The 26,880-nt window shown below is 66.1% G+C and carries 24 protein-coding genes, 1 pseudogene and 1 riboswitch; of the genes and pseudogenes, 7 read left to right on the top strand and 18 right to left on the bottom strand.

Annotation, left to right across the window (positions count from 1 at the left end; all coding sequences use genetic code 11):
* Positions 1–17: 17 nt before the first annotated feature.
* The 3 genes from ABIB42_RS00455 to ABIB42_RS00445 all read right to left on the bottom strand — a co-directional run bounded on the left by ABIB42_RS00455 (position 18) and on the right by ABIB42_RS00445 (position 2,292).
* Positions 18–1,037, bottom strand: coding sequence for a 2-dehydropantoate 2-reductase (locus tag ABIB42_RS00455; RefSeq protein WP_219863088.1), 1,020 nt, complete (start codon positions 1,035–1,037; stop codon positions 18–20).
* A 17-nt stretch (positions 1,038–1,054) separates the two neighbouring features.
* Complete coding sequence (locus tag ABIB42_RS00450) at positions 1,055–1,822, bottom strand: fumarylacetoacetate hydrolase family protein (protein ID WP_005669064.1); 768 nt, start codon at positions 1,820–1,822, stop codon at positions 1,055–1,057.
* 110 nt (positions 1,823–1,932) lie between these two features.
* Positions 1,933–2,292, bottom strand: a complete 360-nt coding sequence (locus tag ABIB42_RS00445) for a hypothetical protein (protein ID WP_005669062.1) — start codon at positions 2,290–2,292, stop codon at positions 1,933–1,935.
* Positions 2,293–2,375: 83 nt separating this feature from the next.
* On the opposite strand from ABIB42_RS00445, the gene ABIB42_RS00440 reads away from it, so the two are divergent.
* On the top strand, positions 2,376–3,302 hold the full coding sequence (locus ABIB42_RS00440; RefSeq protein WP_005669061.1) for a LysR family transcriptional regulator: 927 nt from the start codon (positions 2,376–2,378) through the stop codon (positions 3,300–3,302).
* Between the two features lie 190 nt (positions 3,303–3,492).
* Complete coding sequence (locus ABIB42_RS00435) at positions 3,493–3,648, top strand: hypothetical protein (RefSeq protein ID WP_005669059.1); 156 nt, start codon at positions 3,493–3,495, stop codon at positions 3,646–3,648.
* 30 nt (positions 3,649–3,678) lie between these two features.
* Here the strand turns inward: ABIB42_RS00435 and ABIB42_RS00430 are convergent, their stop codons facing one another.
* From ABIB42_RS00430 to gcl, 4 genes and pseudogenes are all read right to left on the bottom strand, one after another.
* Positions 3,679–4,611: a histone deacetylase family protein gene (locus ABIB42_RS00430; RefSeq protein WP_005669057.1), complete on the bottom strand. Its 933-nt coding sequence runs from the start codon at positions 4,609–4,611 to the stop codon at positions 3,679–3,681.
* Positions 4,612–4,642: 31 nt separating this feature from the next.
* The gene (locus ABIB42_RS00425; protein ID WP_005669056.1) at positions 4,643–5,530 is read right to left on the bottom strand and encodes a 2-hydroxy-3-oxopropionate reductase; all 888 of its coding nucleotides are present in this window, start codon (positions 5,528–5,530) and stop codon (positions 4,643–4,645) included.
* A 31-nt stretch (positions 5,531–5,561) separates the two neighbouring features.
* Positions 5,562–6,347, bottom strand: a complete 786-nt coding sequence (gene hyi, locus ABIB42_RS00420; protein ID WP_184234621.1) for a hydroxypyruvate isomerase — start codon at positions 6,345–6,347, stop codon at positions 5,562–5,564.
* A 33-nt stretch (positions 6,348–6,380) separates the two neighbouring features.
* Positions 6,381–8,123 (bottom strand): annotated as a pseudogene (gene gcl / locus ABIB42_RS00415) (glyoxylate carboligase).
* Between the two features lie 121 nt (positions 8,124–8,244).
* On the opposite strand from gcl, the gene ABIB42_RS00410 reads away from it, so the two are divergent.
* The gene (locus ABIB42_RS00410) at positions 8,245–9,168 is read left to right on the top strand and encodes a LysR family transcriptional regulator (RefSeq protein ID WP_005669051.1); all 924 of its coding nucleotides are present in this window, start codon (positions 8,245–8,247) and stop codon (positions 9,166–9,168) included.
* Here ABIB42_RS00410 and frc read toward each other — a convergent pair.
* The 3 genes from frc to ABIB42_RS00395 all read right to left on the bottom strand — a co-directional run bounded on the left by frc (position 9,165) and on the right by ABIB42_RS00395 (position 13,658).
* Positions 9,165–10,412, bottom strand: coding sequence for a formyl-CoA transferase (gene frc, locus ABIB42_RS00405; protein ID WP_005669050.1), 1,248 nt, complete (start codon positions 10,410–10,412; stop codon positions 9,165–9,167). The genes ABIB42_RS00410 and frc overlap by 4 nt on opposite strands.
* Positions 10,413–10,679: 267 nt before the next feature.
* Entirely contained in the window at positions 10,680–12,002 is a 1,323-nt protein-coding gene (gene oxlT, locus ABIB42_RS00400) for an oxalate/formate MFS antiporter (protein WP_005669048.1), read from the bottom strand.
* A 672-nt stretch (positions 12,003–12,674) separates the two neighbouring features.
* On the bottom strand, positions 12,675–13,658 hold the full coding sequence (locus ABIB42_RS00395; RefSeq protein WP_005669046.1) for a phosphatidylserine decarboxylase family protein: 984 nt from the start codon (positions 13,656–13,658) through the stop codon (positions 12,675–12,677).
* Between the two features lie 229 nt (positions 13,659–13,887).
* On the opposite strand from ABIB42_RS00395, the gene ABIB42_RS00390 reads away from it, so the two are divergent.
* The gene (locus tag ABIB42_RS00390; RefSeq protein WP_005669045.1) at positions 13,888–14,574 is read left to right on the top strand and encodes a response regulator transcription factor; all 687 of its coding nucleotides are present in this window, start codon (positions 13,888–13,890) and stop codon (positions 14,572–14,574) included.
* A gap of 52 nt (positions 14,575–14,626) precedes the next feature.
* On the opposite strand, the gene ABIB42_RS00385 is transcribed toward ABIB42_RS00390, so the two are convergent.
* Positions 14,627–15,322, bottom strand: a complete 696-nt coding sequence (locus ABIB42_RS00385) for a hypothetical protein (RefSeq protein ID WP_005669043.1) — start codon at positions 15,320–15,322, stop codon at positions 14,627–14,629.
* On the bottom strand, positions 15,322–16,155 hold the full coding sequence (locus ABIB42_RS00380; protein WP_005669042.1) for a MipA/OmpV family protein: 834 nt from the start codon (positions 16,153–16,155) through the stop codon (positions 15,322–15,324). The genes ABIB42_RS00385 and ABIB42_RS00380 overlap by 1 nt, the downstream gene beginning before the upstream one ends.
* A 505-nt stretch (positions 16,156–16,660) precedes the next feature.
* On the opposite strand from ABIB42_RS00380, the gene ABIB42_RS00375 reads away from it, so the two are divergent.
* Positions 16,661–17,962 (top strand): ATP-binding protein, encoded by a 1,302-nt coding sequence (locus tag ABIB42_RS00375; RefSeq protein ID WP_273028516.1) that lies wholly within the window; start codon positions 16,661–16,663, stop codon positions 17,960–17,962.
* Positions 17,959–19,170 carry an MFS transporter gene (locus ABIB42_RS00370; RefSeq protein WP_005669039.1) on the top strand — a complete coding sequence of 404 codons (1,212 nt, stop codon included), beginning with the start codon at positions 17,959–17,961 and terminating at the stop codon, positions 19,168–19,170. Before ABIB42_RS00375 ends, ABIB42_RS00370 begins: the two co-directional genes overlap by 4 nt.
* 61 nt (positions 19,171–19,231) lie before the next feature.
* Here the strand turns inward: ABIB42_RS00370 and ABIB42_RS00365 are convergent, their stop codons facing one another.
* From ABIB42_RS00365 to ABIB42_RS00350, 4 genes are all read right to left on the bottom strand, one after another.
* Positions 19,232–19,576 (bottom strand): hypothetical protein, encoded by a 345-nt coding sequence (locus ABIB42_RS00365; RefSeq protein WP_071359967.1) that lies wholly within the window; start codon positions 19,574–19,576, stop codon positions 19,232–19,234.
* On the bottom strand, positions 19,573–20,235 hold the full coding sequence (locus tag ABIB42_RS00360) for a thiol:disulfide interchange protein DsbA/DsbL (protein ID WP_005669033.1): 663 nt from the start codon (positions 20,233–20,235) through the stop codon (positions 19,573–19,575). The genes ABIB42_RS00365 and ABIB42_RS00360 overlap by 4 nt, the downstream gene beginning before the upstream one ends.
* Positions 20,236–20,387: 152 nt before the next feature.
* Positions 20,388–21,263 carry a cobalamin-binding protein gene (locus ABIB42_RS00355; RefSeq protein ID WP_184234633.1) on the bottom strand — a complete coding sequence of 292 codons (876 nt, stop codon included), beginning with the start codon at positions 21,261–21,263 and terminating at the stop codon, positions 20,388–20,390.
* 4 nt (positions 21,264–21,267) lie between these two features.
* Entirely contained in the window at positions 21,268–23,229 is a 1,962-nt protein-coding gene (locus ABIB42_RS00350; protein ID WP_040777489.1) for a TonB-dependent receptor, read from the bottom strand.
* Positions 23,230–23,297: 68 nt separating this feature from the next.
* A riboswitch (cobalamin riboswitch) is annotated at positions 23,298–23,551 on the bottom strand.
* Between the two features lie 88 nt (positions 23,552–23,639).
* On the opposite strand from ABIB42_RS00350, the gene ABIB42_RS00345 reads away from it, so the two are divergent.
* A complete protein-coding gene (locus tag ABIB42_RS00345) occupies positions 23,640–24,455 on the top strand; it encodes a DODA-type extradiol aromatic ring-opening family dioxygenase (protein ID WP_005669027.1) in 816 nt (271 codons plus the stop codon).
* On the opposite strand, the gene ylqF is transcribed toward ABIB42_RS00345, so the two are convergent.
* Positions 24,456–25,403, bottom strand: coding sequence for a ribosome biogenesis GTPase YlqF (gene ylqF / locus ABIB42_RS00340; RefSeq protein WP_081589963.1), 948 nt, complete (start codon positions 25,401–25,403; stop codon positions 24,456–24,458). It lies immediately after the preceding gene.
* Between the two features lie 285 nt (positions 25,404–25,688).
* A complete protein-coding gene (locus ABIB42_RS00335) occupies positions 25,689–26,876 on the bottom strand; it encodes a hypothetical protein (RefSeq protein ID WP_005669021.1) in 1,188 nt (395 codons plus the stop codon).
* Between the last annotated feature and the right edge of the window lie 4 nt (positions 26,877–26,880).

Raw genomic sequence — 26,880 nt, 5'->3', positions numbered from 1 at the left:
CGACGTGCTGATTGCATCTAAGCGGTCGTTACCGCCCTCTGCAGCTTGACCCCACCACCCTCCTCGGTCATGGTCTGCTCCAGCAGCTTGACGAGCGCATACGCCGAATCGATATGCGGCGTCGGGGTGCCGGTCATGCGCGCCAGTTCGATCACCGACCCGACCAGGGCATCGATTTCCGGCCCCCGGCCCGCCTCGACGTCCTGCAGCATCGAGGTCTTGTGCTTGCCGATCTGGGCGGCGCCCTCGATGCGCCGGTCCAGGGGCACGCGGAAGGTGATGCCCAGCTTGGTTGCCACCGCTTCGGCCTCGCGCATCATCTCCGCCGCCAGCTCGCGTGTGAGCGGGTATTGGCAGATGTCGACCAGGGTCGAATGCGCCAGCGCGCTGATCGGGTTGAAGCAGACGTTGCCCCATAGCTTGAGCCAGATCTCGGCCCGGATATTGTCGAGCACCGGCGACTTGAAGCCGGCGTTCTGGAAGCAGGCCGAGACTTCATTGACCCGCTCGCTCGCCGTGCCGTCCAGTTCTCCCAGCGGGAAGCGCGCACCTTCGATGTGCCGGATGACGCCCGGCGCCACCAGTTCGGCGGCCGGATAGACCACGCAGCCGAGCACCCGCTCGGGTGGAATCCGGCGCGCCAGTTCGCCGCCGGCATCGACGCTGCGCACGGTGCGCCCGTCGAACTCGCCGCCATGGCGGTGGAAATACCAGAACGGTATGCCGTTCTGCATCGTCACCACCACGGTGCGCGGCCCGAACAGCTTGCCGATCTGGGCCGACACGCCGTCGACCTGGTGCGCCTTGAGGGCCAGGATCACCAGGTCCTGCTCGCCGGCCGCGTCATAGTCGTCCGTCGCGCGCACTTGCGAGGCGATCTTCTCTTCCCCGTCCATCTCGATGAGCTTGATGCCGTTCGCGCGGATCGCCGCCAGATTGGCGCCCCGCACGATGAACGTCACCTCCTCGCCCGCCAGCGCCAGCCTGGCGCCGACCAGGCCGCCGATTGCTCCCGCTCCGATAACTGCGATCTTCATGACCCACCCCTTGTCGTTTACTCGAACCGATTGATGAGCTTTCCGATGCCGTCGATCTCTACCTCGATCGTGCTGCCCGGCCGCATCGAGCCGACGCCGACCGACGTCCCGCACAGCAGGAGGTCGCCCGGCTCCAATGTCATGTCCTGGGAAATCCGGCTGACCAGCTCGGCCACCGGAAACACCATGTCGTTGATCGGATAATCCTGGCGCACCTCGCCGTTCAGGGTGGTGCGCACGACCAGCATTGCCGGGTTGAGCCCGGTGGCAATCACCGGACCGAACGGGCAGAAGGTGTCGAAGCCCTTGGCGCGCACCCACTGGGGAAAGGTCGGGTCGCGCCCGATGATCTCGCCCACGGTGACGTCGTTGGCGCAGGTATAGCCGAACACGTAGTCGGGCGCCTCCTCGACCGGGACGGCGCTGCAGCGGCGGCCGATCACGATCGCCAGCTCGCCTTCGAACGCCACCTTGCCCTCGCACAGCGGCTTGCGGATCGTGCCGCCCGGCGCCAGGTAAGAGGTCGATGGCTTCATCAGGTAGAGCGGCTCGCCCGGGGGCGCCAGGCCCAGCTTCTGGCCGAGCGCGTGAAAATTGTTCCACATCGCCAGCACCTTGCCGGGCACGCACGGGGTGAGCACCTCGACCTCGTCCAGGTTCACCGCCAGGTCGGTGCGGCGCGGGCTGTCGAACATATCGCCCTTGAAGATCCGGATCTTGTCGCCCTCGATCGTGCCGAAACGTACGGTGTCGAGGTGTTGGAAGCGTATCCAGTGTCGGATCATATGATGTCTCTCGTACGTCGGGTCGGTGGATGGGCTGATTGTGGAAGAACGATTTCCGTATATCCTTGACCACGGTTAAGATTCGAAAATCTCTGCCCAGCCGTTGGTGTCTACACGCCGATCTGCCGCTGCTGGAGCGCGGACCAGTCGATAAAGGCGCCCGGATTGCAACCGGCGGCGCTCAGCTGCGCGTGGCAGCGCTCCTTGGCGGCCAGGATCGCCTCGACCAGGAAGTCGGCGTCGTGCGCGCTCAACAGGTGGGATTGATGCCGCGCCAGATAGTTGCGCAGGCCGGTGCGGTCGTCGGCGCCGGCGACCGCGCTCGCGTACAGTCCGGTGTCCCAGACCCAGCTCAGTCCCAGTTCATGAAAGGCCGCGTTATAGGCGTTGCACTCGGCATCGGCATTGCAGATCGTCGTCATGGCACTCTCCAGGTGGTGGTGGTTGCGGTCGAGCTGTCTGAACATCATCGTAGTCCAACAAAATGATGAGCAATAGTGAAAGTTTTTAGGGATAATCATTAACGACTGCTTATACATGGACAGAAGCGCCGATGAAGAACGCGACACTGCGTCAACTGAAGGTCTTCGAAACCGTCGCGCGCCGGCTCAGTTTTTCGCGCGCCGCCGAGGAGCTGCACCTCACCCAGCCGGCCGTGTCGACCCAGGTCCGCACGCTCGAGGGCCACGTCGGCATGCCCTTGTTCGAACAGCTGGGAAAGAAGATCTACCTGACCCAGGCGGGCGAGGAGCTGCTGCACTTCTGCCGCGCCATCATCCAGCAGTTCGATGAGGCGGAAGATGCGATGGCGCAACTCAAGGGAATCGCCGGCGGCAAGCTGAACGTGGCGGTGATCAGTGCCGGCGACTATTTCTTTCCGCAGCTGATGGTCGCCTTCGCGCGCCAGCATCCTGGTGTGCAGCTGAACCTGACGGTGCACAACCGCGAGGAGTTGCTGGACAAGCTGGCGGCCAATCGCACCGACCTGGCCGTGATGGTGCGCCCACCCGCCGAACTCGACACGCAGAACGATGCGTTCGCCCCTCATCCGTACGTGATCGTGGCGGCGCCCGACCATCCGCTGGCCGCGGCCAGGCATGGGCGCATCCCGATGAGCGACCTGATCCGCCACCCGTTCGTGATCCGCGAACCGGGCTCCGACACCTGGTTCTCGATGCAGGACGCCTTCGGCCCGCACCTGGCCGAGCTGAGCGTCGCCATGGAGATCAAGAGCACCGAGACGATCAAGCAGGCGGTGATCGCCGGCATCGGACTGGGCTTCCTGTCGTTTCACACGATCGGCCGCGAACTCGCCGCGCGCAGCCTGGTGGTGCTGGAGGTCGAGGGGTTTCCACTGATGCTCAACTGGTATGTCGTGCATCGTCGCGAGAAGCGCCTGCCGCCGGTGGCGCGGGCGTTTCGCCAGTTCCTGCTGGACGAAGGAAAGGCACGCATCGATGCGCTGATCCCCTCATCCTGACCGGCAGCCTGTGGCGACGCAGCCACATCCGACGACCACGCGGGCCGCGGTAGAGATCACGCATAAATGCCGGTTTTTATAGAGCAACATTCACGAGCAGCATAACTGGTATCAGCACTCGAAATTGGAAGCGCCGGTAAGTAGTCCCTATATTTACTGCATTGCACAAACCAACTTTCAGGAGCCAGTCATGATCAACGCACCAGCCGAAACCACGTTCGCAGCCCCGTCGCACTCGCTGCTGTCGCTCATCGTCGCTTTCCTCACGCTCAACCTGCGCGAAAAGCTCGAGCCAGGCTACACCGGCCAGGATTCGGACCCGGCCTACTACGGTTGCGGCCTGTAATTTCCCGGGGCCAGCCCCGCGCAACACCCTTCAGCGCTGCAGCAGCGCACGCACGTGCGCCGCGCTGCCGCCCTGCAGCCCCTCGACGCTGTAGCCTCCTTCCAGGATCGACACGATCCGGCCCTCGCACACCTCTGCTGCGATCGCCATCACTTCACGCGTAATCCACGCGAAATCCTCGTCTTCCAGGGCCATACTGGCCAGGGGATCGCTGCGGTGCGCGTCGAACCCGGCCGACATCACGATCAATTGTGGCGCGAAGCGCCGCAAGGCGGGCAGCAGCCCGCTCGCCACCGTGGACCGGAACAGCGCCGAGCCGCAGCCCGGCGGCAGCGGCAGGTTGACGATATTGCCGCTGGCTCCCGTCTCGCCCGCCGCGCCGGTTCCCGGATACAGCGGCGACTGGTGGCTCGAGCCGAAGAATAGTTGTGGGCGGTGAAAGAATGCGGCCTGCGTTCCATTGCCGTGGTGGACGTCGAAATCGACCACGGCGACGCGCTGCAGGCCATGCGTCTCGAGCGCGTGGACGGCGGCGATGGCGGCCTGGTTGAAGATGCAGAAGCCCATCGCCCGTTCCGGCTCGGCGTGATGGCCGCACGGCCGGGTCGCGCAAAACACGTTGGCGGCTTCGCCCGCCACCACCGCATCGACCCCGGCGCAAGCGGCGCCGACGCAGCGCATCACCGCCTCCCAGCTGCCGGGCGACATCAATGTGTCGCCGCCGTCCAGCGCCACCAGGCCGCTGCGCGGCGCCGCGGCGGCGATCGCGTCCACATACTCTTCGCCATGCACCAGCAAGACCTGGTCGCGCGTGCCGAGCGGCGCCTCGCGCCAGGCCAACCGCGAGAATTCCGGCTGGCGCAGCGCCTGCATGACCGCATGCAGGCGCTGCGGCGCTTCAGGATGGCCTGGCCCGGGCTCGTGCGCCAGGCAGGCCGGATGATGAAACACCCAGGTATCCATATGCTGCCTCCATTGGCGCCACGCCGCTGCCTCAGGCCGCGGCGATGGCGTGGTTCGACATCCGCTCGATCGCCTGGCACAGCGCCGAATGGTCGAGCTGGGCCATGCCGTGGGCGGCGCAGGAATTCATCAGCTCCTGCGCGCTGGCGGTATTCGGCAGCGCGAGACCGAGGCTCTTGGCACCCTGCAGCGCCAGGTTGAGGTCCTTCTGGTGCAGCTCGATGCGAAAACCCGGCGCGAAGGTGCGCTTGACCATGCGCTCGCCGTGCACTTCCAGGATGCGCGAGGCGGCGAAGCCGCCCATCAGCGCCTGCCTCACCCGGGCCGGGTCGGCGCCCGCCTTCGAGGCGAACAGCAGCGCCTCCGCCACCGCCTGGATGTTCAGCGCGACGATGATCTGGTTCGCCACCTTGGTGGTCTGGCCATCGCCATTGCCGCCCACCAGCGTGATGTTCTTCCCCATCAGCTCGAACAGCGGCCGGGCGCGGTCGAACGCCTCTTGCGCGCCGCCCACCATGATGGTGAGCGTCGCGGCGCGCGCCCCCACCTCGCCGCCCGACACGGGCGCGTCGAGGTAGTCGCACTGGCGCTTGTTGATCTTCTTGGCGAACTCCTTGGTGGCCATCGGCGAGATCGAACTCATGTCGATCACGATCTTGCCCGGCGTGAGGCCCGCGGCCACGCCGTCGGCGCCGAACAGCACTTCCTCGACGTGCGGGGTGTCGGGCACCATCACGATGATGATGTCGGCGCGCTTGGCCACCTCGGTGGCGTTGGTGCAGACGGTGGCGCCGCCCTCGATCAGGGCCAGCGGCGGATTTTTCAGGTCGTGCAGGTACAGCTTGCAGCCGCCCTCCTGCAGCTTGGCGGCCATGGGCCCGCCCATGATGCCCAGGCCGATGAATCCTACTTTCGTCATGATGGTCTCCAGTGTGATGGTGTGCGATACCCTATGCCTGCAGGCCGTGCTCGCCGATCCAGCGCAGGCCCTGGGCGGTGCCGGCCCGGGGCTTGTACTCGCAGCCGACCCAGCCGTCATACCCGATCTCGTCGAGCATGCCGAGCAGGTAGCGGTAATTGATCTCGCCCGTGCCCGGCTCGAAGCGGCCCGGATTGTCGGCCAGCTGGATGTGGCGGATCAGGCCGAGGTTGGCCTTGATCGTCGCCGCCAGCTCGCCCTCCATGCGCTGCATGTGATAGATGTCGTACTGCAGGAACAGATTGTCGGAGCCGGTCGCGCCGATGAGCTCCAGCGCCTGGCGCGTGCCGTGCAGGAAGAATCCCGGGATGTCGAAGGTGTTGATCGGTTCGACCAGCAGGCGGATCCCCTCGCGTTTCAGCTGGCCGGCGGCAAATTCGAGGTTCGACACCAGCGCGAGATAGGCTTCTTCGAGCGCGACGCCGGGCGGCACGATGCCCGCCAGGCAGTTGAGCTGCCTGACGCCCAGCGCCTTGGCATAGTCGATCGCCGCGCCCACGCCGTCCTGGAATTCCGTCACGCGTCCCGGATGGCAGGCGATGCCGCGCTCGCCCGCGGCCCAGTCCCCGGCCGGCAGGTTGTGCAGCACCAGTTCGAGGCGGTGTGCGTCGAGCCGGGCGGCGATGTCTTCGACCCGGTAGGCGTACGGGAACAGGAATTCGACGCCGCGAAAGCCCGCCCTGGCGGCGTGCTCGAAGCGGTCGAGGAAGTCGACTTCGTTGAACAGCATGGTCAGGTTGGCGGCAAGTCTGGTCATGGCAGTCTCCTCATCTCGGTCTCCCGTGCTGGCTTATTTGACGTCCAGGACTTCATTGAACTCGTTGAGCGCATCGATCTCGGTGCCCATCGCGATATTGGTGACGCGCTCGAGGATGATCTCGACCACCACCGGCACACTGTACTGCTGCATCAGCGCGCGCGCACGTTCGAAGGCGGGGATGATGTCGTCCGGCCGGAACACCCTGAGCGCCTTTCAGCCCAGGCCCTCGACCACGGCGACGTGATCGACGCCATACCCTTCCAGTTCGGGCGCGTTGACGTTCTCGAACGCCAGCTGGACGCAGTAATCCATCTCGAAGCCGCGCTGGGCCTGGCGGATCAGGCCGAGGTAGGCGTTGTTCACCAGTACGTGGATGTAGGGCAGCTTGAACTGTGCGGCCACCGCCAGTTCCTCGATCAGGAACTGGAAATCGTAGTCGCCCGAGATGGCGACGATGTCGGCGTCGGGGTCGGCCACGCGCACGCCGAGCGCCGCCGGGATGGTCCAGCCCAGCGGGCCGGCCTGGCCGCAGTTGATCCAGTGGCGCGGGTGGTGCACGTGCAGGAACTGGGCGGCGGCGATCTGCGACAGGCCGATGCTGGCCACGTAGCGCACCTCGCGTCCGAAGTAGGCGTTCATCTCGTGGTAGACGCGCAAGGGGTTGACCGGCACGGTGTCGAAGTCGCTCTTGCGCAGCATGGTGCGCTTGCGCTCCTGGCATTCCTCGAGCCATGCGGTGCGGTCTTGCAGGCGGCCGCTCGCGCGCCACTCGCGCGCCACCTCCACCAGCAGTTCGAGCGCGGCCCTGGCGTCGGACACGATGCCGAGATCCGGCCCGAACACGCGCCCGATCTGGGTCGGTTCGATATCGATGTGCACGAACGTGCGGTCCTTGGTGAACACCTCGATGCCGCCGGTATGGCGGTTGGCCCAGCGGTTGCCGATGCCCATCACGAAGTCGGAGGCCAGCAAGGTCGCATTGCCGTAGCGGTGGCTGGTCTGCAGGCCGGCCATGCCCGCCATCTGCGGATGGTCGTCGGGAATCGCGCCCCATCCCATCAGGGTCGGGATGACCGGCACGCCGGTGATCTCCGCGAACTCCACCAGCAGCGCCGACGCGTCGGCATTGATGATGCCTCCGCCGGCGGTGATCAGGGGGCGCCGCGCCGCGTTCAGCATGTCGAGCGCCTTCTCGACCTGGGCGCGGGTGGCCTGCGGCTTGTGCAGCGCCAGCGGCGCATAGGTGTCGCCGTCGAACTCGATCTGCGCCATCTGCACGTCGATCGGCAGGTCGATCAGCACCGGGCCCGGCCGGCCGGAGCGCATCAGGTGGAAGGCTTGCTGGAAGACGCGCGGCACCAGGGCCGGCTCGCGCACCGTGACCGCCCACTTGGTCACCGGCCTGGCGATCGACTCGATGTCGACCGCCTGGAAGTCTTCCTTGTACAGGCGGGCGCGCGGCGCCTGGCCGGTAATGCAAAGAATAGGTATCGAATCGGCTTGCGCCGAATAGAGGCCCGTGATCATGTCGGTGCCGGCCGGCCCGGAAGTGCCGATGCACACGCCCAGGTTGCCGGCCTTCGCCCGGGTATAGCCCTCGGCCATGTGCGAGGCGCCTTCGACGTGGCGCGCCAGGTAGTGGCGGATGCTGTCGCGCTTGCGCAGCGCGGCGTAGAAGGGATTGATCGCGGCGCCGGGCACGCCGAAGGCGACCTCGATGCCCTCTTTTTCCATCACCAGGACCGCTGCCTCCGCGGCTGTCATCTTTGCCATTGCGCTCTCCAGGTTCATCACCGCACGATTGCGATGAGCGTATGCTAGAGCGTCGCGGCGCTGCTGATAAGAACACAAAAAGTAGGTGTATTCGATCCCTGGAGTATGGAATACTGCAGGGATGGACAAGGTCAAACAGATGTGGGCCTTCGTCGACGCGGTCGACAAGGGCAGCCTGGCGCGCGCCGCGCTGGGGCAGAACATCACCCCGGTCATGCTGGGGCGGCGCATCGACGCGCTCGAACGCCGCCTGGGCGTCAAGCTGCTGCACCGGACCACGCGCCACCTGACGCTGACCGAATCGGGGTCGGTATTCCTCGAGCATTGCCGCAGGCTGCTGGCCGACATCGACATGGCCGAGACCATCGTGTCCGAAGGCCGCGACCAGGCCAGCGGGCACCTGATCGTCTCGGCGCCGGCTGCGTTCGGGCGGCTGCACGTGGCGCCGCACGCCCCGGCCTACCTGGCCGCCAATCCGAACGTGCAGATCTCGTTCAACCTCACCGACCACGTGGTCGACCTGGTGCGCGAAGGCTATGAACTGGGGATCAGGATCGGCGGCGTGCTCGATCCGAGTTTCGTGGCGGTGCGGCTGGCAACCAACCGGCGCGTGGTGTGCGGCACCCCGGACTATTTCGCGCGCTGCGGCGTCCCGCGCACGCTCGAGGAACTGGCGCAGCACAACTGCCTGGCCTTCAACCTGCAGGGCGGGCAGCAGCGCGGCTGGTACTTCCAGAAGGAGGGCAAGCCGGTGACCATCAAGGTCAACGGCAACCTCGATTGCAACGACGGCGAATTGCTGCACCGCTGGGCCAGCGAAGGACTGGGCCTGGCCTGGCGCTCGACCTGGGAAATCCAGGCGCAGCTGGCGGCCGGCGAGCTGGTCACGGTGCTCGACGAGTTCGCCCTGCCCGACTACGACATCATGGCGGTCTACATGCAGCAGCGCCACCTGCCGGCGCGGGTGCGCAGCTTCATCGACACCCTCAAAACGGTCTACGCCCAGCCCGGGTACTGGACCCGGCCGGCGGCGGCGCGGCCCTAGATCACCCGCTCTTCGCGCAGCATGGCGATCTGCTCGGGAGAGTAGCCGAGCTCGGACAGCAATTCGTCGGTATGCTCGCCCAGCAGCGGCGAGCGGCGCACCTCGGTCGGGCTGTCGGACAGCTTGATCGGGTTGCCCACCGTGAGATAGGAGCCACGCTCGGGATGATCGACCTCGACGATCGTGCCGGTGGCGCGCAATGACGGATCTTCGGCGATTTCCTTCATCGAGAGGATCGGCCCGCATGGGATATCGTATTTGTTGAGGATATCCATCGCCTCGAACTTGGTCAGCGTGGTGCTCCACTCCTCGACGGCGGCAAAGATCGCCATCAGGCGCGGCAGGCGCGCCTTCGGCGTCGCGTAATCGGGATCAAGGATCCACTCCTCGCGCCCGATCAGCTTGCAGACCGAAGGCCAGACCTGGGCCTGCGCAATGAAATAGATGTACGCATTGGGATCGCTCTCCCAGCCCTTGCACTTGAGGATCCAGCCGGGTTGGCCACCGCCCGAGGCATTGCCCGCGCGTGGGACGGACTCGCCGAAGCGGCCCTCCGCGAACTGCGGATACTCTTCCATGACGCCGTTGCGCTCGAGACGCTGCTGGTCGCGCAACTTGACCCGGCACAGGTTCAGCACGGCGTCCTGCATCGCGGTGAGGACCCGTTGGCCGCGTCCCGTGGTGTTACGCTGGTAGAGCGCGGTCACGATGCCCAGCGCCAGGTGCAGGCCGCTGCCGCTGTCGCCGATCTGGGCGCCGCTGACCATCGGCGGGCCATCGTCGAAGCCGGTGGTGGCCGCCGCGCCGCCGGTGCACTGGGCGACGTTTTCGTAGACCTTGCAGTGCTCGTAGGGGCCGGGGCCGAAACCCTTGACCGAGGCCACGATCATGCGCGGATTGAGTTCCTGGATACGTTCCCAGCTGAAGCCCATCCGATCCAGCGCGCCCGGCGCGAAGTTTTCGACCAGCACGTCGCATTGCCTGATCAGCGTTTCGAGCACCTTCTTGCCGTCGGGCCGCTTGGTATCCAGCGTCATGGAGCGCTTGTTATGGTTGAGCATGGTGAAGTACAGGCTGTCCACGCCCGCGATGTCGCGCAACTGGCCGCGGGTCGCATCGCCCTCGCCGGCGCGCTCGACCTTGATGACGTCGGCCCCGAACCAGGCCAGCAGCTGGGTGCAGGTCGGTCCGGACTGGACATGGGTGAAATCGAGGATGCGAACGCCTTCCAATGCCTTGCCCATACCAGTTTCCTCCGAAGATTTAACTCAGCCATTGCATTCTGCTCCCGCCAACGCCTTAATGCACGCTGCGGTGCACACTTCGCCGCTTGCCTCAGCGCGTGAGAGCAAAACGCCAATTGATGGTAGCGAAACGCACCGGCCGAGCTCAATGACCGCCGTCAAGATTCATGAAATAGCGATTTGACATTGAAATACCGTTTCATCGGCAAGAAAAAGGGCTTCCGAAGAAGCCCCTTTCCCTGTCACGCTACGCTTGCGGCAAGGCCATCATGCAGGCAAAGGCCCTTTCCCGACCGCGTTCTCCTCGGCATAGCGACTCCTGGAGTAGCTGACGTGGTTGCGCAGCACCGGTCGCAGCACCGTGATCGCCAGCAGCGCCGCGGTCAAGTCCATGATGGCGACCGTGTACAGGACGGTCGACCAGGTGCCGGTCGCCTCCATCATCAGGTTGCCGACCGGGACGAACAGCGCGCCGATGCCCTTCGCGGTGTACAGGACGCCGTAGATCTTGCCGATGTGCTTGGTGCCGAAGGCATCGCCGGCCAGGGCCGAGAACAGCGAGTACACCTCGCCCCAGGCCAGGAACACGACGCCGGACAGGATCAGGAAAGCGTACGGGTTGCTGCCGAAGTAGCCGAGCGCGATGATGCCGCAGCCTTCGAGCGTGAACGCGATGACCATGGTCTTCTCGCGGCCGATGTGGTCCGAGATCCAGCCGAACAGCGGCCGCGAGATGCCGTTCATGATCCGGTCGAGCATCAGCGCCAGCGGCAAGGCGGCCATCACGAAGAAGTGCAGGTCGACCTGGAATTCCTTCACGCCCAGGTCTTGCGCGATCACGCCCAGCTGCGCCACCGCCATCATGCCGCCGGTGACCACCAGCACGAACATCACCAGCATCAGCCAGAACAACTTGGTGTTCAGCGCTTCCTTGAGCGTGTAGTCGTGCGTCGATTGCACCAGCTTGCCCGACTTCCTGACCTCGGTCGCTTTTGGCGAGCGCAGGAACCAGGCGGCGACGAAGGCCAGGGTGCCTTGCAGGATCCCGAAGAACAGGAAGGTCTGCTGGAAGCCCGACGACTCGATCATGGCCGCGATCGGCAGGATCGTGGCGGCCGAACCGGCGCCGTAGCCACCCGCCGTGAGGCCGACGGCCAGGCCGCGGCGATCCGGGAACCACTTGATCGCGTTATTGATGCAGGTGGCATAGATCGAGCCCACGCCGATGCCGCCGACGGCCGCGCCAGCGTAGAAGCCGGCCAGGCTGGTGGCTTGCGAGTTGATGATCCAGGCCAGGCCGATGAAGATGGCCCCGAAGGCGACCATCATGCGCGGACCGAATTTATCGATGAAGTAGCCTTCGAGCGGTGCGAGCCAGGTCTGGACGATGACGAACAGCGTGAAGGCGACCTGGATGCTGGCCCGCGACCAGCCGAACTCACCCTGGATTTCGGGAACGAACAGGGTCCATGCATACTGGATGTTCGCGGTGGCGATCATGCAGACGACGCCGACGGCGAGCTGGAACCAGCGCGTATTGCCGGAGGCCGGTTGCTGTGGCTGAAGCGCGGCTGCCGATGAATTATGCATTTGGCGCTCCTCGATCGGTGTGGTGTTGTTCTTCCCAACGTGCAGACGGATATGCGGGCGCCCGGGGCGCCTGCCTGGTTATGGTTTCCAGCATTTTCATGTCTCCATTTTTATGGTGTGATGTGCATGCTCCACGTCGAGTCATGGACTCGCGCGCCAACCCCTACGCCTTTTCTAGTTAAAATTGTTAAAGCACCCTGCCAGCAAAAAGGACGTCGGCATGCTCCTGGCGGCCAACCTGCCCGCCAGGCGAGACAGCCGCTTGCTACAGTGCTCTCCAGATTTTGATGTGCGCTATTGCCGCTCTCCTCATCTAGCAAGATTGCTACCCTGGACGACCGCAAAGGTATTGCGTTCCCCTGCTTTCACCATCGGCGCCCGAAACGGACGGCGCCGCATCGTGATCTGGAAAACGGTGAAAGTGAGATGATGTTGCTGGAGCCGATTTTGAGAATCATTGACCGCGGTTATGTTTTGAGTTTTTAGCGGGCCGCCGCCAGGCGGGCTTGATTTGGCCGCCGCGTGGCGGCCTGGCCTCAGGGAAGGTGCGACTGCGTCATGCTCATCAATACACTGTAGTCGCTCAATGCCTTCAACGCGAGCCTGTCGTTGAAAAATCATCGTGGCGCACTGCCCGCCGTCCTGTTTTGTGTGGGGGGGGCGGACGTTGGTCTAGTCGGCGGGCGGCTTTTCGACAACGAGCGCGAAGGACGACCCGCCGCCCTTGAACATCCCCATCTCCTGGCCCTTGCGCACCCGCGCGCCGCGCCGCATGCCAGGATCGAACGCGATGCTGGCGACTTCGCTCATGCCCAGCGCGATGCAGCACACGTGACCATGGTCCTCGGTCCTGATCACGATCACCCCGCGCGCGCGGTCCTGGCCGATGAAGCAGCCGGGAATGGTGAACGGATCGAACAGCACTTCGCCATCGGCCGGCGCCCACCAGCGGTGGAAGTCATATGGACCCAGGTCGGTCTGGAAGACCTGGCCACCTTCGAACAGGTCCAGCAGCCGGTAATCGTCGATCAGCGCCTGCTGCCGCGGCACGCTGGATGCGAGGAGATCGGCCGGCGAGCGATGCCTGTCCCCGGACCGGCGTGCGTCCCCGGGCGCCGGCGCGCGCGCCGGCCCGGGATGCTCGAAGGTGCGGGCCAGGAAGGCATTCCAGCTTTTCCAGTAAGGCGGCTTGCCGGCATCCTTTTTCCATAGAGCGAACCGGTAGCGCTCCTTCACGTCTGGCGCCAGCCACTGTTCGCCTTCGATGCGAAAACCCGCATTCGAGGCCGGGCTGTCGAGGAAGGCGTGCCAGTCGGTCAGGATGTTCGACATCAGGAGGCTGACGGTGGGCTGCCTGAACAAGGCGGCGCCGCGCGCGGTGCTGCCGAACTCCGCCAGGAAGGCGGAAAACGGCAGGCCGATCAGCTCGCCGTCGACGAAGCCCGGCGCATGGGTAAGGACCGTGTTCAGGCCGTGCAGCAGGGCGCCCACGTCCCCGATGCGCGCGCCCGCCATGCTCCCGGCCTGCGGCGCATGCCGGTCGATGGTGGCCAGGTTGGCGGCGCAGGCAGCGTCGGCCAGGCGCAGCCAGCCGCCGTGCGGATCGACGGCGCCGGGATCGATGTCGAATTGCGCGTCATGCAGGGCGATCGTCACGGCGTCTCCTTTGGCATGGTGATCAACATGGAACGATCACCTTTTTAACTGCCGCCCGATCACGCCTGTTTGATATGGATCAGTCCGCTCTCCTGCCATCCCGGAGGCATCTCGACAAGGTGCAAGCCCGCCCAATTGTCGTCAAACTGTAATGAACTGTCTTCTATTTCTGGAGGATGTGTTAATTCGACACTTGGTCTTATACAATGGCAGACCAAGGAGAAAATGTATGTACCGAGTGATGTTGGTGGAAGACGATGCGCGCCTGGCCGAGCTCGTCACCGAATACCTGTCCGGCTATGAATTCGCGGTCGAACTGGTCACGCGCGGCGATGCGGCGCTCGGCCGCTTCAAGGAACTGGCGCCCGACGTCGTGATCCTCGACCTGATGCTGCCGGGCCTGGACGGCATGGTCGTCTGCCGCCAGATTCGCGACCAGTCCGACGTGCCCATCCTCATCCTCACCGCGCGCGAGGACTCCTACGACGAAGTCTCCGGCCTCGAGCAAGGCGCCGACGACTTCGTCAACAAGCCGGTCCAGCCGCGCGTGCTGCTGGCGCGCCTGCGCGCGCTGATGCGCCGCACCCAGGCCAAGTCGGGCGTCGATGCGCGCGTGCTGCAGTTCGGCGCCCTGCGCATCGCCACCTCCGACCGCAGCGTGGTCTGGCGCGGCCAGCCCTGCGTGCTGTCGAATACCGAATACAAGCTGCTGCTGGTGCTGGCCGAGGCGGCCGGACGCGTGCTGTCGCGCGACGCCCTGCTCAAGAAGATGCGCGGCATCGAATTCGACGGCCTGGATCGCAGCATCGACAACTGCATCTCGAAGCTGCGCCGCAAGTTCGACGATGCCGAATCGGAAAAGATCAAGACGGTGTGGGGCGAAGGTTACCTGTTCTCGCCGTCGGCCTGGAATTGACGACCTCCCCATGAAACCTGCGCCGTGCAGGTTTTTTTTCGTCGCGCGCCGGTTACTCGAACAGCGGCACGATCGCCAGCGGAGCGTTGTAAGTGACGACCTGGCCCGCCGGCTGCGCGCCGAAACGGTAGGTGACGACCGGGAAGTCGGCATCAAGGTCGCCCGCGAAGGCGGCCCCGCGCGCCGCCGGCAACGCCTGTTCGGCGCCGCCCGTACGCACCCGCACGCCCGCCGCCGCGCCCTCTTTCGGGAACACCAGGCGCACGCCGACGCATTGGCGGCCGCGCGCCGAGTTGTCGGCATAGCGAGCGAAGCCGAGCGCCTGCTCGCAGGCCGCGCGCAGGTCGGCCACGTCGTACGAACCGTCGGCGCGCAGCGCCAGCGAGACCCGCGGCTTCACGGTGAAGCCGCCCAGCGGCCGGTTTGGCGTCAACACCGCGTTTTCGTCATAGGCCGCCTTCAGCAGCGGCAGCACGGCGCGGCCGAGCGGATCCAGCGCCAGGCTGGTCTGGACGGTCTTGCCCTGCATGAGCAGTTGCGCGCCCGGCCCCAGCACGCCCTTGTCGCGCGGCAACACCTGCAAGTGATTGTTCAGCAGATTCTTGGGGCCACCGTATTTGTCAAACAGCACCATCGCGCGGTAGGCGTCGCGATAGTTCACCCATTCCCCGGCGCGCGATTGCGCCACGGCCGTTCCGGCCGTCAGCAGCAAGGTCACGCAGGCGGTGAGGTGTGCGCGTCGCATCATCAAAACCGGTAGGCGAAGGCGGCCGAAACCGTCACGTTGGTGGGCCGCTCGACGAGCGGGCTATTGCGGACGCTGCCGACCAGTCGCGCGGCCTGGACATTGGTGACCAGCATCCAGGACGGGCTCAACGCCCAGTTCCAGCGCACGCCGGCGCGGACATCCTTGAGGCCGCCGCCCGGGCGATACGGAGGATTGCCGCTTTGCCAGGACTCCTGGCCAGTGACGCCGAAATAGGCGCGGCTGTAGTCGGCATTCACGATGGTGGCGCCGGCGTTGAACGACAGCGTATGCCGCGGCGCGACCTGCACCGCCAGGCGCTGGATGCCCAGCTGCATGCGCGCGCCGTCGCGGTCATTGCCCGCGCCGAGCAGCACGCTGCTGGTCAGCCGCCATTCCGGCGCCAGGTAGTAGTTGAAGAAGAACCCGCCTTCGAGGCGGGTGCTGACGTCCTTCATGCCGTCCAGGCGGTTGCCGGTGCGTGCGAACTGCATGGGCGAGCTGGTCACGCCGACGCCGTCGACGACATGCCCCGTGCCGGACTCGTCACGGTTGGGGTGGACCGACAGCAGCGGACCGTATTCGACCGTCGGGCGGTTGGACAGATGCATCCCTGCGCTCATGCCGGAAATAAAAAGGCCGTTGCTCCATTGAACCTGGAGCACCGGCAAGGCTGAAACCTTCTGGCTGTCCGCCCCTTCGTAACGCGGCCGCGAGACGGCGCCCAGCCCTGCGTACATGTCGCGGCTGCCGTCGGGCATCGGGTTGGTGGCCGGCGTCTGCGCACTCGCTGCGGTGCTCGCAGCCGCCAGGGCCAGGGCGAAAAATGGTTTCATCGTGAAAGTACTCGGAGAGTTCGTTGGTCGATATTTTACGTCGAGCAAGCTTCGCTCTCCCATCCCATTATGACAAGCGTCGCATTCCCGTTCGGGCTGCGTTCACGGTCAGCGCATGGAACCGCGCTATGCGCCGCGCGGGCGCTTCGGAACCGACCGGCGCGGCGCCGGGTTCGACGATGTTGCTCGCGCGCACCATACTCATAAGCGCTTCCTTATGGTCGCGGCGCGGCCCGTGCGGGTCGATTCCTATGAATAAAAAAACCCACCGATACTTTCGCATCAGGTGGGCAAACGGAAAACCTGATGATGGGAAAGATGGTAATCGCCCGGCCTCCTGTCATGCACCCTCCAGATGTCGGCCAATTGTCATCAATTTGTAAGCCGCGCTGCCTCCCGCTCTCATGGCTCACCAAAGTAATCGTTGCGCCTGTACAATTCGTGCCCGAGGAGACACCATGCAGCCGGCACCACTGCCAGACCGACAGTTACCCAGGACCCGCCCGTGAACCGGATCTTCTTCCGCTTCTTCGTGCTCGTCATGCTGTCGATCACGGCTGCCACCTTCGTCATCTATTTCGCCTTCGCGCGCCTGTTCGGCGACCCGCTGGACGACATCGCGCGGCGCCAGGCCGCGGCCCAGATCTTCCTGCTCGAACAATACGTCGACCAGGCGCCCGGCGACGAATGGCTGACCCGCCTGAACAATGTGCGCGAAGTGTCCGAGGTGCGCTACGACCTGATGCCCCTGGCCCAGGCGCTGGATGCCCTCGGCGCCGGCCAGCGCGCCGAGCTCGAGCGGGGCAACATCGTGATCGACGTGGCCGGCAAATCGTTCTACCGGCGGGTCGACCTGGACGGCGAACGCTATATCGGCAGCCAGGACGAAGTCTTGCACGCCCGGAACTTGCCGATCGATACAGGACAGGCGCTCAAGATGGAGCTGCTGCGCTACGTGATCGTCGCCATCGCCCTGCTGGTGCCGATCGCGCTGTGGTCGCGCTCGCATTGGCGCGCCCTGCAGTCGCTGTCGCGCATGGCGGACGAGTTCGGCGCTGGCAAGCTGTCGGTGCGCGCCCGGCTGAAACCGTCGGACGCCGTCTATCCGCTGGCCGAACGGATCAACCACATGGCCGGCCGCATCGAGGACTTGATGGAAGCGCAGCGCAACCTGCTGCACTCGGTGTCGCACGAACTGCGCACGCCGATCGCGCGCCTGGAATTCGCGCTCGAGCTGCTCGACGCCAAGGCCAGGGATCCCGAGCTGAGCCGCCGCATCGCCGCCATGGAGGGCGACCTGTCCGAGCTGAACAACCTGGTCAAGGAATTGCTCGATATGAGTAAGCTCGACAGTACGCGCACGCTGCAGGGCGCGCCGGTCGAGCTGGAAGCGCTGCTGCGCGATTGCTGCGCCACCCTGCCGCCTTCGCCGCAACAGGTGGCCTGCGAACTGGCGTCCGGGCTCGGCACGGTCGAGGCTGACGCGCGCCTGCTGGCGCGCGCGGTCGGCAATCTGCTGCGCAATGCCCAGAAGTATGCGCAGGGGCGCATCGTGCTGTCGGCGCGGCGCACGCCGGATGGCGTCGAGATCGCCGTCGACGACGACGGCCCCGGCATCCCCCTTGACGAGCGCGAGCGGATCTTCGACCCGTTCTACCGCCTCGACCGCAGCCGCGACCGCGCCACCGGCGGCTTCGGGCTCGGCCTGTCGATCGCGCACAAGGCGGTGGCCCTGCACGGCGGGACGCTGCGCGTGGAAAGCTCACCGTTGGGCGGCGCCCGCTTCGTGCTCAGGCTGCCGGCATGAACGAACGCCTGCTGATCGCCACACTGTGCGGGCTGGGACTGCTGTCCACCGTCGGCGCCTCCCTCCCCTATCCGATGCTGGCGCCGCTGTTCGCGGACGGCGGGGTCAACGGCCTGAACAGTTTTCTCGGCCTGCCGCCCAAGCTGCTGCTGGGGATCGCGCTGATGATCAATCCGGTCGGCCTGCTGATCGGCAGCGCGGTCCTGGGGCCGCTGTCGGACGGCTTCGGCCGGCGCCGCGCCCTGCTCCTGACCACCGTCGGGGCGGCAGTGGGCCACCTGCTCACGGCCGTGGCGATGGTGATGGAATCGTATCTGCTGTTCCTGGCCGCGCGTTTCTTCACCGGTCTGCTGGAGGGCAATGGCGCGGTAATGCGGGCACTGGTCATCGAGCGCATCAAGGGGCCGCTGCGCAACCACGCGCTGTCGTGGCTCAACGGCTCCTTCAACCTGGGCTGGCTGGTCGGCCCGCTGCTGGCCGGCTTCACCATGTCGTTCGGCCCGGAGCTGCCGTTCTACATCGCCGCCGGCGCCCTGCTGCTGGGGACGCTGGGCGTGCTGGTGTCGATCCCGTCCACGCCGGCGCCGCCGCATGCGCACCGCTGGTGGGCGGTGGCGCGCGACCGCCATGCGCTGACCCTGCTGCGCCATGCGCCGCTGCGCACCCTGTTCACGGTGCACCTGGCGTATTGCTGCGGCGTCGCCGCGCTATATGAATTCTTTCCGCTGTGGCTGGTGGACGTGGGCGGCTACGATGCGCGCCAGATCGCCGTCGTCAACATGGGCATGTGCGCGCTGATGACCACGGCCGCGCTGTTCGCCGGCCATGCCAGCCGGGTCGAGGGCCGCCTGCGCGCCGGCTGGTATGCGAGCATGGCCGCCGCCGCGGTGCTGTGCGTGGGCTTCGGCAACCTGTGGGTCGGCATCGCCGGCATCGTCCTGTTCGGCGCACCGCACGCCTTCTACAACACCGCCCTGCAGACCTGGTCGGCCGACGAGTTCGCGCTGCACGGCCAGGGTTCGGTCATGGCTCTGCTGTCCACGATCTTTTGCCTGGCGAATATCCTGATGGCGCTGATCGGCGCCGTGCTCACGCTGATCGATACCCGGCTGGTGCTGATCGTTGGCGGCCTGTTGACTGCCTGGGCCTCGGTGGCCCTGCGGCGCTGGAGCGCCCGCAGTCCCCGTCCGCACCTGGAAAGCACCTGACCCGCATCCAGACAGAAAAACGGCGTCCGCAGGGGACGCCGTGTTGTCTTACCGTATAGTATTACTTCCTGGTATCGATGCGACCATCGTGATCGGGATGGGAACGCACATGGGTCACGCCGTACCAGAGATGCTCCCACCAGTGATCGCGCGAACGCACGGTCAGCAGGCACTTCTGGTCGAACCCCTCCTTGAACACTTGATCGGGACAGAGGTTCGACGCCATCGCGTGGCGCTGGTTTTCGGCATGGACGAGCGCGATGCCGAACCAGACGGTGGTCAGGACGAAGATCAGCGCAAGCGTCCACGCGACGTGATTCACGTTACTGGTCTCGAACAAGTTTTCCTCTTTGGGCCGGGACCCTTCGTAAATCTTGAGGATCTCGCCTTCGACTTTATCGGTCATTTTTCCTTGGCTGCCTTCGCCACCAGTGCGTCGAGGACCTGGCCGGTCGCCGTCATCAGCTGGCCCATGTCCTGGATCTTGTTGGATTGCGCCACCGTTGCCGGCGACACGACGTATTTGCCGTCGATGACGACGGTCGGGGTGCTGCTGGCTTTATACGCTTCGGCGATCTGCGGCAGGCGCTTGAGCTTGGTCTGCACGCCGAACGAGTTCCACGCTTCCATGAATTTCGCCTTGTCCAGGCCGTTCGCGGTCGCCCAGGCGATGATGTCGTCGTCCTTCATCAGGCGTTTGCGCTCGACGTGCACGGCGCGGAACACGCGGTGATGGTACTGCTCCAGTTTGCCCATGGCGTCGAGCGTCAGGAACAGGCGGGCTTCCGGATCGCTGGCGCCCTGGAACGGCAGCGGGATGCGGCGCATCACGATATTGTCACCCTGCTTCTTGACCCAGTTCACCAGGGTCGGCTCGAACGCATTGCAGGCGCCGCAGTGATAGGCGAAGAACTCGACCACTTCGACCTTCTTGCCCACGGTCTGGGTCGGCTGCGGGGTCGCGAGCACGGTGTATTCGGCGCCGACGCGCGGATCGGTTGGCGAAGCATTGGCGAAACCGGCGACCAGGGCAGCGGCAACGAGGGCGAAACGCAGGGTGCGCATAAAATCCTTCCAAAAGAATGAACGAACGACCGCGAGATTACCACTTTTTGTCTGTCCCCTGTCCCGGGAGCGCATTTTTTTGCATTTGCTTACGGCTGAAACAGGGGCGTGGTGACTTTCAATCTACGCCGGCAACGCGAATAGTCAAGTCGTCAAGGCCGGCGCCCGCGCGCGTCCTCGAGCAGCGCGCAGATGCGGGCGGCGCCGTCGGCCGTGCGCGGCCCCGCCCGGCTGGTCAGGTCGCCATCGATCTCGAACAGGTTGCCGCGTCTTACCGCCGTCATGCCCTTGTACGGTTGCCAGATCTTCCAGCCGGGGTCCTTGGGATCGTCGCGCTTGCCGACCAGGATCACTTCGGGATCGGCTTCGATCACCGCCTCGATGCCGACCTCGGGCGCGATCGTCTTCAGGGCCCCGAACAGGTTGCGGCCGCCGCACAGGCGCAGGATGTCGCTGGCGACATGGTCGTCGTTGAGGGTGTACAGCGGGCGGTCCCAGACCTGGTAGAACACGCCGACCTGCGGCCGCCCGGCGTAGCGCGTCCTGAGCGCCGCGATGCGCGCCCCGTAGTCGTGCGCCGCCCGCCGGGCCACGGGCTCGGTGCCGAGCAGCCGGCCCAGGCGCAGCAGGCTGTCGCCGACCTGCTCCAGCCGGCTCGGCTCGCTGTAATAGACGGGGATGCCCAGCCGCGCCAGCTGCTCGACCTGGCGCGTCGGGTTGCCGCTCTGCCAGACCACCAGCAGGTCGGGCTTCAGCGCCAGCACGCGCTCGACATCGATCTTGTTGAAGCTGCCGACCTGGGGCAGCTTTTTCGCCGCCTCGGGATAGTCGCTGTAGTCCACTGCGCCGACCATGCGCGCCCCGCCGCCGGCCGCGAACAGCAGCTCGGTGACGTGCGGCGCCATCGAGATCACCCGCTGCGCCGGCCGCGCCAGCGTGACCGTGCGCCCGGCGTCGTCGACGACCGTGATCGCCGCGAACACATTGACCGAGGTTGCGGCCAGCACGGCCGCCAGCGCGGACTTCATGGCATCAGAAGTCGAAGCGCAGCGACAACTTGAGCTGGCGCCCGTCGCTTGGATAGATGCCGGCGCGGCAGTTGTAGGCCTGGCTGTAGTACTGGCGGTCGGCCAGGTTCAGGCCCGACAGCGCCACTTCCCACGGGCCGAAGCGGCGCGCATAGCGGGCGTCGATCGTGGTGAACGACGGCATGCGGGTGCTGCAGCTGTTGGTGAAGTCGTCGCCATAGCGCTGGCTGTCGACCCACTGGGCGCCGATGTCGGCGGTCTGACCAATGCCCGGCGTCCACGCCAGGCGCGCGGTGACCACGTGTTTCGGCACCAGCACCATCTCGCGGCCGGCGTTCGGGCCGTCGCGGAACTCGGCCTGCACGTACTGCCACGAGCCAAGCAGGCGCCAGGCGTCGGCGAAGACGGCTTGCCCTTCCAGCTCCACGCCCTGGCGGCGGGTCGGATCGAGGTTGGTGTTGGCGCCATAGCCGATGGTCGGGTCGTAGAAGATCTCGTTCGTCAGGCGGTGGCGGAACACGCGCGCGGTCACCTTGCGCGCATCGAGGCCGGCGCTGACGCCCAGTTCCAGGTCGCGCGAGGTTTGCGGCTCCAGCACGTCCAGGGTCGAACGGTAGCTGTTTTCGTCGATATTGGCGATGCGGTAGCTGCGGCCGGCCTTGGCGAACACGGTCACGAGCGGCATCACGTCGATGCTGCCTTCCACGGTCCAGGCGTTGAGCGACTGCTTGCGCTGCTCGTTCACGACCGGCGGGAAGGCCAGCGGGTCGCTGTAGTCCTTCTCGAAGCGTTCGTGACGGCCACCCACCGCCAGGCGGGCGTTGTGCGGGGCATTCCAACGCAGTTCGTCGCGCAGGTAGAAGGCTTTCGAGTCCTGGCGCGCGTCGCCGGCCGAGAAATTGGAGGTAACCTCGCGCTCCCAGCGGATCAGGTCGATGCCGGTGACGAATTCGTTGCGCTTGTCGCCGAGGTCGAGGGTGTGGCGCAGGCGCGGCGAGAACTGGGTCTGCTCGGCCTCGTAGATCGACGTCGACGGCGCGCCGAAGTCGTAGGTGGACGAAACCTCGCGCTCGCGGTGCGATAGATCGGCCGCCAGCTCGAAGGCGCCGACACGGTGCTCGACGAACGCGGTCACGCGGTCGGTATCGAGCGAGCCGTAATTCTTCGGCGTGTTGCTCTGGGTCGGGATGGTCAGGAACTGCTCTTCGCTCAGCGAACCCGGCAGGCGCGAATCGGCGCGCGAACTCTCGAAACGCAGGCCGGCGCGGCCGTTCGGCGCGTAGGCATACCCCACGCCGCCACTGAAGCTGGTCTGCTCGTACTTGTTGTTGTCGCGGTAGTTATCCGTGCTGCGGTCGCTTACTGCGGCGTCGAACGACCACGGGCCGGCGCCGTGCGTGATCGAGGCGCGCAGGTCGCGGTGGTCGAAGCGGCCGGCTTCGGCGAACAACGAGCCGTGCGTTCCCGCGCCGGCGCCGCGGCGGGTAACGATGTTGATCACGCCGCCGGTGGCGCCGTCGCCGTACAGCACGCTGCTGCCGCCGCGCGTGATCTCGATGCGCTCGACCGTGTCCACGGGAATGGTCGACAGCACCGTGTGCGCCAGTTCGTTCTCGTTCAGGCGCACGCCGTCGACCAGCACCACCGTGTTCTGGGCGCTGTTGGTGCCGAAGCCCCGCAGGTCGAGGCCGAAGTCGGGCGAGCCGTCCAGGCTCTGGCGGCCGAACACGCCGCCGATCTTGCGGATCGCCGCATTGACATCAAGGGCGCCGGCGCTGCGGATCTGCTCCGCGGTGATGACGGTGGCGCCGATCGGCGTGGCCTGGGCCGGGAAGCGCGGGCCGGTGATGAGGACCGATGGCAAGGAGGACTGCGCGCTGTCCTGGGCGATGGCGTGAGGGGCGAACATGGCGAAGGCGCAAGCCAGTGCGAGTGGCGCGCGGCGCGGTGCAACTGCAAAAATCATGATGAATGTGTTCTCGATAAAAGGCACCGGCCTGCTTCCCCGCAGCCCGGAGTCAACGGAAGCGCCTGGCGCTTCCACCTGCTTTGGCCGGTATCCGGGCTGGCAAGCATGACGGCCTCACCTTCCTGCGCAGAAAAGAATGTACAGCGGCGCAGTGGTTGTCGAGACCGTCCGCCACGCTCTTGATGAGAAGCGCGGCGCTTGTTGACCGTTGCGGGGGCAGCACACCTCCATGGCGGCGCGTGGCGCGGCCATGTCGTGTTTCCCGTTTAACTTCGCGCACCTGGACGTGCGCGAGAGCACCAAAACGGGGCGATTATACCTTGACAAGGTGCTGGCTGCCCGGCCGCCGGCAAGCCGCCGTCGCTTGGGCTAACATGGTCGCTTCAATCCAACAGCAGGAGCGCTCGATGGCACGTCTACCCACCTATTTCGTCTCGCACGGCGGCGGCCCGTGGCCTTGGATGCGCGAGCAGTACGGCACTGCCTACGACCAGCTGGCCGCTTCGCTTGCCGCGCTACGGACCGAGGCCGGCGACGCGGTGCGTGCGGTGCTGGTCGTGACTGCCCACTGGGAGACGCCGCAGTTCATGGTGTCGTCCGGCACGGCGCCCGGCATGATCTACGACTACGGCGGCTTTCCGCCGCATACCTACCAGGTCAAGTACCCGGCCCCCGGCGAGCCGGCGCTGGCGCGGCGCGTGGCCGACCTGCTCGAGGCCGCGGGCCACCCGGCCGCGCTGGACGCCGAACGCGGTTTCGATCATGGCACGTTCTCGATGCTGTACCCGGTCTATCCGGAAGCGCGCATGCCGGTGGTGCAGCTGTCGATCCGGCGCGACCTGGATCCGGCCACCCACCTGGCGGCGGGCCGTGCGCTGGCGCTGCTCCGCGACGAGGGCATCCTGATCATCGGCAGCGGGTTGTCGTACCATAACCTGCGCCAGTTCGGGCCGAACGGGCGGGAGGCGTCACGCGCTTTCGACGGCTGGCTGCAGCACGCGCTGCTCGAACTCGATCCGGCGCAACGTGAGCAGGCCTTGCTGCGCTGGGATGCGGCGCCGATGGCGCGGGCGGCGCATCCGCGCGAGGAGCACCTGATTCCACTGATGGTGGCATTGGGGGCGGCCGAACAGGAGGCGGCCGCCTGCGTCTATCATGAAGACGCGTTCATGGGGAATCTGGCGGTGTCGAGTTTCAGGTTCGGGGCGACGCCAGCGGCGTGATCACGTCCCGCGCTTGCCGCGCGCCGCTTCTTCGGCCTTGGCGGCTGCCTTCTCGGCCGCGATACGTGCTTTTTCGGCCATCTCGGCCTCGTGCTGCGCCAGGCTGGCCGCGCGCGATTCCGGCGTCTCGAGGCTGATGCGGCCGAGCGCGCCCTGGCGGTAATCCTGCAGCAGCGTGTGCGCCGCCTTTTCGTAATCGAAATCGCCGCCGCGCACGCGAAAACCCCGGCGCTGGGCCACGCCCTCGATCACAGCCACGCCGTCCATCCCTTCGGTCTTGAAACCGTAGCGCGCGCTCAAGAGCTGCGGATAGCGCTGCAGCAGCAGCTCGCCCAGGTATTCGGCCACTTCTTCCTCGACCAGCGCATTGGTGCCGATCGCGTGGCTGGCGGCCAGCATCAGGCCGTCGCTGGCCATGGCGATCTTCGGCCACAGCATGCCCGGAGTGTCGACCAGCACCACGTTCTTGTTCAGGTACAGGCGCTGCTGGGTCTTGGTCACGGCCGGCTCGTCGCCCACCTTGGCCACGCGCTTCTTTAAAAGCGCGTTCATCAGTGTTGATTTTCCTACATTTGGGATGCCCATGATCATGATCCGCAGCGGCTTGGTCGGCACGCCGCGATGCGGCGCCAGCGACAGGGCCAGGTCCGGAATGCGGGCGACGTCGGCCGGCTTCTTGGTCGTCATCGGATAGGCGGTCACGCCGTCCTGGGCGTCGTAATAGGCTTTCCAGGCGGCGGTCGCGTTCGGGTCGGCCAGGTCGATCTTGTTCAAGACCTTCAGGCAAGGGCGCTGGCGGAACTTGCGCAGCTCTTCCACCAGCGGGTTGCAGCTCGCCTCGGGCAGGCGCGCATCGAGGACCTCGATCACCAGATCGATGTTTTCCATCTGCTCGGCCGCTTCCCGCTTGGCCGCGTTCATGTGGCCAGGGAACCATTGAATCGACATACTATTGCTCTCTTAATCTTTCGTCCAAGGCGCTATTTTACGCTGAGCGTCGACACAAACGTAGCGGCGCAGCCACAAGGCCTCTTTCCATCGCGCACACCGTTGAGCTATTGCAACACTGATGACATATTCCGCGCGCACACTGCTCTCTTGCCTGCACAAGACGGAGATGGGAATGCGCGTACGGGAAAAACTGAAACGGTCGCTGGCGCGCTGGTATGGCGTGCTGATGCTGTGCTGCGCCATCGCGGTGTCGGCGATGGTCGAGCAATTGCCCCTGCTTCCCTACTGAGCCTTCCCGCAGTCGGCCGGCGGCAGCGGCGCCTGCGGATCGAAGCGCGCCAGCCGCGTCCGCGCCGCGGCGCGGTCTTTCGCGTACTCGGCCAGGTAGCGGCTGCGTTCCTCGCTCTGCCACTCGGCATCCGGCACGCCGGCCAGCGAACGGGTGCGGCTGGCAAACACCTTGCCCTCCAGGCGCGGCAACAGCAGGCGGTCGGGATCGACATTTTCGCGCAGCAGATAGCCCTCGACGTCGCGCAGCAGCAGCGGCAGGCGCGGCGCGCCGTCGTGCAGCAGCTTGCCGTGCACCCTGAGCCGCACCTGCTGCGCGCCCTGCCCCAGCACCTCGTTGAAGGTGGCCAGCGCGAACGGGCGGCCGTCCGCATCGTCGACGCGGCCCGTGACCACGTAGCGTCCGGGCAGGCGCACCTCCAGCGGCAGCGCGAACTGCAGCGCGCCGCCGTCGACCGCCTCGCGCGGCGCCCCGCTCCAGGTGGCCGGCGACTGCGGCGAGTAAATGACGTCGAACAGGACGAAACCTTCGCGGCCGCCGGCCTGGTAGCGCACCTCGAGCCGGATGGTGCCGTGAAAACCCGCCAGCGCCGTTTGCGCCGGCGCGAGTGTCCCCTGCCAGGCGCCGCCTTGTTCAGCGAACGGCACGGCGACCTGCGGCGCCGGGCGGCTCGGCCCATAGGTCATGCCCTGGGCCAGCGCGCGCGTGACGACCAGCGGCAGCGGCTGGCCGCCCCCATCCACCGCGCGCAGCGAGAAGCGGGCCTCTTCGCCGGCCGCCAGGTAGACCCGCGACTGCGCGGTCTGCAGCTGGACCTCGGGATGGCTGTCGCCGCCCTCGGCCCGCATCGGGTTGGTCTCGAGCAGCGGCTGGTTCGGGTACAGCTGGTCGGAATGGTGGCCGGCCGGCCGCGAATCGTGCGGATAGCGCGAATGCGCCAGGTAGCTGCAATAGGTGTGATCGGTCAGGCGCACCTGTTCGACCAGCTGGCGCCGGCGCGCGGCGCGGTCTTCACGCCGAGGCGCGACGGGCCGCGCCTCGGCAATGGGAGGCGCGGACTGCGGCGCCGGCGCCGCGTCGGGCACCGCCTCGCCCTTGTCCGCCAGGACGATCAGCCCCAGGCCGATGCAGCCCCCCACGCCCGCCGCGGCCGGCCAGCGCCAACGCCGACGCCAAGCCATCCTG

It is taken from the genome of Massilia sp. UYP32 (genome assembly GCF_050434365.1).
GTDB lineage: Bacteria > Pseudomonadota > Gammaproteobacteria > Burkholderiales > Burkholderiaceae_D > Telluria > Telluria timonae.
This window is presented reverse-complemented; position numbering and strand designations above follow the sequence as displayed.